The 8827-nt window shown below is 59.3% G+C and carries 6 protein-coding genes; 2 read left to right on the top strand and 4 right to left on the bottom strand.

The window, feature by feature from the left end:
- Both QJT78_RS25660 and QJT78_RS25655 read left to right on the top strand, forming a co-directional pair.
- Nucleotides 1-390, top strand: a 390-nt coding sequence (locus QJT78_RS25660) for a hypothetical protein (protein ID WP_281460348.1), incomplete at its 5' end; no start/stop codon positions are given.
- 275 nt (nt 391-665) lie between these two features.
- Complete coding sequence (locus QJT78_RS25655; protein WP_038943590.1) at nt 666-1316, top strand: GDSL-type esterase/lipase family protein; 651 nt, start codon at nt 666-668, stop codon at nt 1314-1316.
- A gap of 576 nt (nt 1317-1892) precedes the next feature.
- Here QJT78_RS25655 and QJT78_RS25645 read toward each other — a convergent pair.
- From QJT78_RS25645 to QJT78_RS25630, 4 genes are all read right to left on the bottom strand, one after another.
- Complete coding sequence (locus QJT78_RS25645; RefSeq protein WP_049807673.1) at nt 1893-4265, bottom strand: PAS domain S-box protein; 2373 nt, start codon at nt 4263-4265, stop codon at nt 1893-1895.
- Nucleotides 4266-6295: 2030 nt separating this feature from the next.
- The gene (locus QJT78_RS25640) at nt 6296-6793 is read right to left on the bottom strand and encodes a bifunctional DNA primase/polymerase (RefSeq protein WP_240537613.1); all 498 of its coding nucleotides are present in this window, start codon (nt 6791-6793) and stop codon (nt 6296-6298) included.
- Between the two features lie 115 nt (nt 6794-6908).
- Entirely contained in the window at nt 6909-8327 is a 1419-nt protein-coding gene (locus QJT78_RS25635; protein WP_028150205.1) for a phage/plasmid primase, P4 family, read from the bottom strand.
- 203 nt (nt 8328-8530) lie between these two features.
- Nucleotides 8531-8701 (bottom strand): hypothetical protein, encoded by a 171-nt coding sequence (locus tag QJT78_RS25630; RefSeq protein ID WP_014494381.1) that lies wholly within the window; start codon nt 8699-8701, stop codon nt 8531-8533.
- Nucleotides 8702-8827: the final 126 nt, after the last annotated feature.

The raw sequence follows: 8827 nt of genomic DNA, 5'->3' as shown, positions 1-8827 counted from the left end.
GGCGATCGCGGTATTGAGTGTCTGGGACATGGCGTGCTCCTTGTCTTGGCGCCCCTGGCCAGCTTATCGCTGGCGGGGCAGGAGCACGGCCGGACCATCCCATTAGCGGACCACCGCACCTACAAGTACGGAGGAGTTCACACGATCGGAAGACTAATCTCGAAAGCACATGCTGCCGCTGGAATGCATGCCTTTGAGGTTCGTCATGTGAAATCCTGGTCTGACCCATTTACGTTTGTAATCACCACCTGCCGGAATCCAGCCTGGGACTTCGTGCCCCCTGATTATGCCATGGTTACAAAAACATCTCGTGCCACGCGGTGTGTATCTGCTGCAGGGGGTATTTTGGGCTGCGGCAATGGACGACCAAGCAATCGAAAAAAGAAATAGGGCTAGACAACCGGCTTTCATGGGCACCTCCGCCCGCAGGTTATTTCTAGTCCACGTGCACGTCCACTGCACCTCAGGGCGTAATACAACCTGACTTCCGCTTGTGGCCCCAAGCAGCGGTTGGTGGATGTGTGCTATTCCGCTGCTGTCAGGGGAGAAGCAGACATCCGGCAAACAGGCCAAGAATGACGCGAATGACCCAAATGAGACATCAGCTTCTTGCACCATTCTGCCGATGCGAATAATATTCACCGTCTGACCCAGAGGGGTTGGCAATGAGACGGCGCGAGTTCATCACGTTGGCCGGGGCGGCTTCGACTACTTGGTTGCCATCAATAGTCGTTTCTGCCGAAGAACGGGTAATCAAAATCGTCGTACTCGGCGATGCTCTGGCTTTCAACTACTATCTTCCCGTTGGGTGCAGGTTTGCCGACAGACTTGAATTTGCATTGAAGGCCAAAGGTCAATCGGTCACGGTTGTTGATGCAGGCAATGGTAATGACACAGCAGCAAGGGGCCTTGCCAGATTGAATCGCTCGGTTCCCGAGGATACCGATGCGGTGATCTTGGTACTCGGTGCGGTTGATATGGTCTTTGCCGTCGAGCCAAACATCACGCGCAAGTCCCTGGCAGCAATTATTGAAAACCTAAAAGCGCGGCGGATCGCCGTGCTTCTTTGCGGAGCAGCGCCTCACACCAGGTTGGACGACGAACACAAGAGTGCCTTTGCGACCATGTTCTCCGGTCTTGCCGGCGAGTACAATGTGCTATTCTACCCTGCATTTGATGACGCGTTTGTAAGCGATCCGTCGCTGAAGGAGATCGGAGACTTCAAGCCAAACGCGGCAGGGATCGAAGCTGTTGTTGCGCGCATATTGCCGAAGGTCGAGGCGCTAATCGATCAAGCACGTCACAGGGTCCGTTGACCCAATGGTAGCGGCCAATAGCTCGCCTAACCATCCTCGTCCGCGAGGCAATGAATAGCGCTGAGCCACTTCCGGTAATGGCCGATTGTGTTGCAAAAGTCGAAAGTTGCAGGGCTCAAGATTTTTCGCGAAAACACTAAGCAGCGAGCGATCGCTGATTCGTATGACCTCAATCGCGCTACCGAAGTCGCCTGTGAATTTTGCGTGAGGCCGTGAGGTCCCCCGCATCTTGTACGCGAAAGTCGCGCCCACCGCCCGCAGAATTTTGGTCATCGGCGAAAATCGACTTTTGCAACAATATCGGCCCTGAGCCGACTAGCTAGGGCAAACTGGCCATGTCCGGTCTTGACCTATCAAACATCGCTGGGATTCTACAATCTCGCGATTGCCACGCTGTCCAGGAAGATGGCGCTGGAGGCGCGAGGCGCCGGCGGCGATCTCTTCCATCAAGGCTTCGCCAAGGAGACCGACGATCCGGACGTCGTTGCTGCGACTATGAAAGTCTTCGGAATCTCCATTGAGCTTCGCAATTTTGGCAGCTCGGACGCCTCCGCTGTAAGCGCTGTCGACCCCTGCTTAGGGTCGCGATTTTGTCTGCAGCGCATTTTCGAGGCTGCGGCGCAGAGTTTCCGGCGCGTAGGGCTTCACGACGAGCACCGCGTCCAAGAGCTCGGCTTCGGATTGGATCCCGCTGTCGCCTGTCGCCACAACAATGCACAAGTCGGGTCGCAGCGAGCGGGCGTCCTTTGCGAGTTGCAGGCCGGACACTCCGGGGAGGCCGACATCGGTCACGAGGATATCCACGGCAGCCTGATCCAGGGCTTTCAACCCCTCTTCGGCGGAGCTGGCCTCCATCACCTTGCAGCCCAGATCGTTCAACATCTCCGTTGCTGTCAGGCGGATCAGTTCGTCGTCTTCGACGAGCAACACGGTCGCACCCTTGACGGCGTCTTCGCTTGTGGTCTGACGCGTTTCCGTAGCCGCGAGACGCCGTTGAGCATGGTTGGCAAGCACATGCCTGATCTTCCGCGCAAGCGCTTCCCGCGTATAGGGCTTGGCCAAAAGCTCCAATCCCGGGTCGAGCCGTCCTCCGTGCACGATGGCGTTCTGCGTGTAGCCTGATGTGAAAAGGACTGCGACGTTGGGTAGCCGTTCCTTGGCTTTCCGCGCCAACTCCGGGCTGCGCAGGGTGCCGGGCATCATGACGTCGGTGAAGATCAGGTCAATTGGTATGCCGCTGTCGACGATGGCTAGCGCGGCCACCGCATCTCTCGCCTTCACCACGCGGTAGCCAAGCTCGGAGAGTATCGACACCGCGACCTCGCGCACTTCATCGTCATCCTCGACCACCAGTACGGTTTCCTCGCCGCCTTTGATGTCACCGGAGGTGGCACTAACTAGCGTATCCTCGATGGCCATTTCTCGCGGGAAGTATAGCTTCACCGTCGTTCCGGCGCCGATCTCGCTGTAAATTTTGACGTGTCCGCCGGATTGCTTAAGAAAACCGTAGACCATGGCAAGGCCAAGGCCAGTGCCCTTGCCCTCCGCCTTGGTCGTGAAGAAGGGCTCATAGACCCGCTCCAAGATATCTAACGGAATGCCGACGCCCGTGTCAGTTACCGCGATCATCACATATTGCCCCGCAATCAGATCATCGTAGTGGCGGACATACTCGTCGTCCAAGAAGGCATTGCTGGCCTCGATGGTCAGCCGACCCTCGCCGTTCATCGCGTCGCGGGCGTTGATCGCGAGGTTGAGAATGGCATTCTCGAGTTGATCGGGGTCGATGAGGCTGTTCCACAGCCCACCGCCGACGACCGTCTCGACCTCGATCTCCTCGCCGATGGCGCGACGCAGCAGTTCATCCATGCCTTTGATCAGGCGACCGACGTTCACCACCCTCGGCTCCAGCGGCTGGCGCCTCGCGAAGGCGAGCAACTGGGTAGCAAGTTTCGATCCCCGCGCGACGCCGGCAAGAGCGCTCTGGACTCTCATCTCCGCTCGGGCATTACCCGCGATGTCCTTGCTGAGCAGTTGCAGGTTTCCGCTAATCACCTGCAATAGATTGTTGAAGTCGTGGGCAACGCCGCCAGTAAGTTGGCCGATCGCTTCCAGCTTCTGGGACCGGATCAACGTTGCTTGCGCCGCCTGGAGCGCGGCTTCCGCCTCACGCCGTTCTGTAATGTCCCGGGTCACTTTGGCGAATCCTACGAGCTTCCCGTCGTCGTCTCGAATCGCGTCGATCACGACATGCGCCCAAAAGCGAGTGCCGTCCTTTCGGACCCTTTGACCTTCGTGCTCCCAGCGTCCTTCGCGGGCTGCGGTCTGCAGGCCTGTTCGCGGGAGGCCCGCGGCGCGATCCTCTTCCGTATAGAAATTGGAGAAGTGGCGACCGATGATCTCTTCGGGTCCGTACCCCTTGATGCGCTGGGCCCCAGCGTTCCAACTCGCCACATTGCCTTCCACGTCCAGCATGTAGATGGCGTAGTCCGTCACACTTTGGACCATTAGCCGGAATTGCTGCTCGCTTTCGCGTAATTTGGCCTCGGCCGCCCTTCGCTCGGTCAGATCCCGGGTGATCTTGGCGAAACCGACAAGCTCGCCCTTAGGCGAACGGATCGCGTCAATGACGACATGGGCCCAGAACTGCGTGCCGTCCTTGCGCACACGCCAACCCTCTCGCTCGAAGCGTCCAGTTCGCTCCGCCTCCTCCAGCGCCAACGCAGGCACTTTCTGCTCCCGCTCGGTCTCCGTATAGAATGTCGAGAAGTGGCGCCCTATGATCTCCTCAGCCTCATAGCCCTTAAAGCGCTTCGCTCCGGGGTTCCAGCTAGTGACATGCCCGTCGCGATCCAGCATATAGATCGCGTAGTCGGTGATAGCCTCAACAAGAAGCCGATAACGCCCCTCGCCGGATTGCGCAGCTTCGAAGCGGTCTGAGTTTTCCATTCGGGTCCTATCCAGCCCCGCCGATAGCTGGAGGGTTGAGGTAAAACAATACTAAGACGGTTGAGTTCCATCTAGCGTTCGGCTGACCTCTGGCCTTTGTTCAGGGGCCACACGGCGCTTAAGGCGCGGGCTCGTTAGCTCGCAACCAAAGGCGGATTGGTGCGAGCTAAACGAACGCCGGATAGTTGACCGCGAATTTGAGCATATCGGTGCGCGACATTGGCGGGGCTCAGGCATCACCTTCTCGACCAGCGACAACAGCGACGCAAACACACCGAGCAAACCTATTCACTGACGTGGTGGCAATGATGATAGAGGTCGCCAACTGAGGCGGCCTTACGCCTTGTCCCTCGGAGAATTTGCGGATCTGCGTCGCTCTCGCCAGCCGTCTCTTCCGCGGCCACGTGTCTCATGCAGCCAGCCTCCGAGTCCGCTCGATACCCGCAACCCGACGTTCTGCTCCGAGATTAGTTCGAGGACGACCGTTGGCGCGATCCGCAGAGGCCCATTCCTCTGGGCTCTGATGGGGCACGAGAGCGTCCTCCGTCTCTACGAAAATATGGATTCAGGCGGCTGCGGATCGGGCCGCCACCGGCCGCTAACGTCTCCTCGCGACACCGCCAGCAACGCGCCGATCCACACAGATCGATCCCGCTCCGAGCCGATCGGATCGATAGAAGCGGCCTCATGACTTATTCGAATACGGAGCGCTGATCTCGTCACATTTACGCGCAGCTCGCGCGTTAATATGCAATACAACCTAAGATACCCCATATTCTGAATTGTGGATGCGCGAATTTTCTGGGGCGGCCGGTAGCTAAAACGCATTTTTTTCTAGAGTTTGCGGGCACCCCTCCCCACGTCATGGCGCTCAATCACGACTTCGGGCCATGGTACGGATCGGCAGCCGGTTTAGGGGCCGCTCACGCGGCCTTCGGCAATCAAGCCCATGCAGCGAGGCGAGTGCCTCACTGATCAAGAAGACGCCACGGCGCTCGGCGTGCTTGCCCTCAAAATCGCGTCGCTCGCCTATCTTCCCCGCCGTTGACGCGTCGATGGCAAGGCCAAGAACTTCGGCGTGGGCGCCCAAGCCTTGCCTCAGCTGGCCCTCCTCGGCCTTCCACCGCCTGCTCCGCCTCCGCCAGGCATTCAAGAGGCGCACCAGCCCGTCGAATGGCTCGCACCGCGAGGAAGCCAGCGTTCTTTGCGAGGCGCGTCGGTATGCACCAACCAGCGCAGATCGCACTCGGGCGGCTTCTCGCGGCTGCCCTTCTCGGCCCACAGGCGCTCCACTGGCTCCAGCGGTGCGCCGCGCGACTTCGATCCCCAGCGCACTAGGCGGCTATTGCGGAAGACGAGCGGTCCTATACGGGCGGTATCGCCCTTCGCACGACCAGTGGATCGGCCACCGGTTGCAAGTCGCTCCGCTGGCCGTCTGTCTGCGCCCCCGCTTGCTGGCGGGTCAGTTTTGGTCTTCTGCGTCGGCATTGGCGCGCCGATCGAATGATGCCCCCGGAGGGACAGGTCAGGCTCTGGCGCCGTCACCCCGCCTACCGCTCGCCAAGCTGCACGCCTCATCCCGCAGGTTTTCGAAACACAGCCAAAATTTTCCTGGAAATCTGCGGGATGACGCGTTGGATTGTGCGACCGGCCGCTAGGGCCGAATACTCTAGAGTGTGCTGGCGCCCCTCCCCTCCCTCGGCAGCTATGCCCTCCGCTTCCGCAGCAACTTGCTCACGTCCACCAGCGGCGTGTCGTCCCGCTCCGGCAGTGCGCGCGGCTGTCTGGTGCCTGCGTCCAGACCACGCCGGATGGTTGCCCGCACCGCTCGCTCGCCGTCCAGCGCAATCAACCCGCAGCCGTGCGCGGCATCAAATAGTCCATGTTCGGCCTCGCCACGGTCTAGAGCACCGGCGCCGACGAATGTGCCTAGCGTGAAGGCCGTGCGATTCAGCAGCGTGCCGCGCGTACCGGGTGCGGCGCCGGCTAGCGCGGCAAGCTCTGCGCGCACAGCGGCGTCAACGTAGCGGTCATGGCTTTGCGGCTGATAAGGCTGGCTCGGGCGGGGGTCGGATAAGCGTCACCAGCCATTCAGGCGCGTTGGCAGGCGGCATGTCGACTTCCAGCGTATAGCCCGGATTGCCAGCAACCAAACAATAGCCACCAGTTCCACGTACATCCCAGCCGTGCGGCAACCTGCCCTGTGAATTACCCAGCCCGACATGACGGAAATAGAAGTGCCTGCCGCCGGAGCGCGTGCGCACGGTCGTGGTCGGCGGCACGTCGTGCGGCAGGTCGGCTTCGGTGGCGCCCTTGTGCGCGTCCATGTCCAGCACCCACAAACCCGTGCGCTCGCCGGTTGGCATGCCGACAAGGGCATCGGGCCAATCGGTAAACCAGCGATTGATGATGTGTGGGAAGACGGTCGCGGATTTAAAGCCGTTCGACGTATAGGGCCGCTTGTTCTCAGGCCGACAGGGGAATACCGGGAGGCCTGCCGCGGCTAGGGATAGGGCTAGATTGAGCATAGTTGTCCAATCGAAAAACAAGTGGTGATGAGGTGACGACTGGTGACGACTTTTCCCATTTTACTTTGCTACGCGCGCGCGTAGGGCCGATTATGGAAAAAGTGATCACTTTTCATCACTCATCACCCCGGCTGTCGTGGTGATTTTCGCGCTCGGCTTTCGTAAGCTGAACGCCGAAATGCATTACTCCACGCTTCGTTGATTTTTTAGCGAAGCCACGATTTTCCAGCGCCTTTCCCAGGGCAATGCGGCTGCCGGGCTTCTCGCCTGCTGCCTCCGCGTATTTCGTCCACGACTCGAACAAATCTGCCTGAAACTCCGACAGACTCCGACTGCCATGGTCGACGCGACACATATCGCGCAGCCACTGCCCAAAGACATCTTGCTCCGCGAAATATGCTTCGGTCGCTTCCACGATTGATGTCGGCCGCACCAGTCCGTTTTGCTGCCAATCAAGACAACCATCAATCATCCATCGCAAAATTCCGGACGCCTCATCGCGAAGCTTGGACTCGAGCTGGCGATCAGGTTTTTCGGGCTTCTGAATGAACGGAATGATGTTGAACCGTCGACGGGCTGCGTCGTCGACATTCTGGAGCCGCGGCTGGTGATTGCCGACGATACACAGCTTGAACAGCGGCATGAAGGTGAAAAAGTTTTGGCGCATGAAGCGCGCCGTGATCGGATCGCCGCCGGTCAGCGACTTGATGCGGCTTTCCGCCCAGTTCTTGCCAGCCTCAGTTTCGCTGGCGGTCACCAGGCGCGCGCCGCGAAGCATGGCAAGATCGGTCGGATGACGATCGCCGCGGGACTCAACGAACGTATCCATTGATGATGTAGTCGCGTAATCCAGCATGATGTGCGACACGGTGTTGAGGAAAACCGACTTGCCGTTTCCGCCGGGACCGTAAGCAAAAACAAGCGCGTGCTCGCGCGTGTCGCCGGTCAGCGAATAGCCGCACCATTGTTGCAGAAAGCGGATCATCTCCCGGTCGCCGCCCGTCGCCTGGTCAAGGAACGCGAGCCACCGCGGACAGTCGGCCCTATCGGACGGAGCAATGGAAGTCACCTTGGTGATGCAGTCGGCAGGATCCGCTGCGCGCAGCTTGCCAGTGCGCAGGTCAACTGTACCGTCCGGCGTTCCCAGAAGGAACGGGTCGATGTCCCAAGCACGGTAGGATCTGGCTAGCATAGGTTCGTTCTTCGCAAAGTTCTCTACGCCACTTGCGAACGACCTCTTCCTGATACTTGCAAGCACCTTCGCGCTCGTGCACGTCTTAGACATCTCGCGCGCCATCACCCGCGCGTAATGGGAGGCGATCCCCGTTTCGTCCTTGCACCAATGCGATCCGGTCCATTCAAACCATGCGCCAGCCGTGTGGCAATAGCGTAGTTGGTTCCGGTAACTGTTGGCGAACACCTTAGCGACCGCGTCCTCGGTCGGCTGTACACCTGCATCTGGCTCACGCCGATTGTCGTTTGCACCGAACCCGGCGTTAATAACATTGTCGTTAGATATGGCAGTGCTGTGCATCGTGCAGTCGTCCCTATAGACTGAGTTAGCTTGCGTTGACACGTTGGCATTCGCCCATGATCAGAGTTGCAATTGACTTCACCATGTCGCGGTTGAACGATGCACCCTGGGCGAAGGCCCGATAGTCGCCATCGTTTGCGCGAAGGATGCGAACACCGAAGAGTGCGAGGCCGGGCAGAACCTCAACGTCGGCTCGGGCAAGATCAGCGCCTAGTCGCGCGTGTGTAGCGACTATCCTCATCAAAATAGTCATCTCCCATCTGAAACATTTTCGTCAGTTCGCGGTCGGTCTGGACGGGGTCGTAGTAAAGGTTGTAAGAACCAGGGATCTTGATCGGCTTGGTGTCGCGGTGGAAGTTTAGTTGCGGCGTCATCCTGACCTCCATGTCTGGGAGTACTAGTGCGAGTTTTGGGACGGGACACTAAAAGCGCGACGAACAAAATATGTGTGGGATTGCTCCTTCGGAACGGTGCTCTCGGCTAGAGGCCGATCGAGCTAA

It is taken from the genome of Bradyrhizobium sp. Mp27, from assembly GCF_029953005.1.
Classification (GTDB): Bacteria; Pseudomonadota; Alphaproteobacteria; order Rhizobiales; family Xanthobacteraceae; genus Bradyrhizobium; species Bradyrhizobium barranii.
Note: the sequence above shows the minus strand (reverse complement) of the source record. Positions and strands in the feature narration are given on the sequence as shown.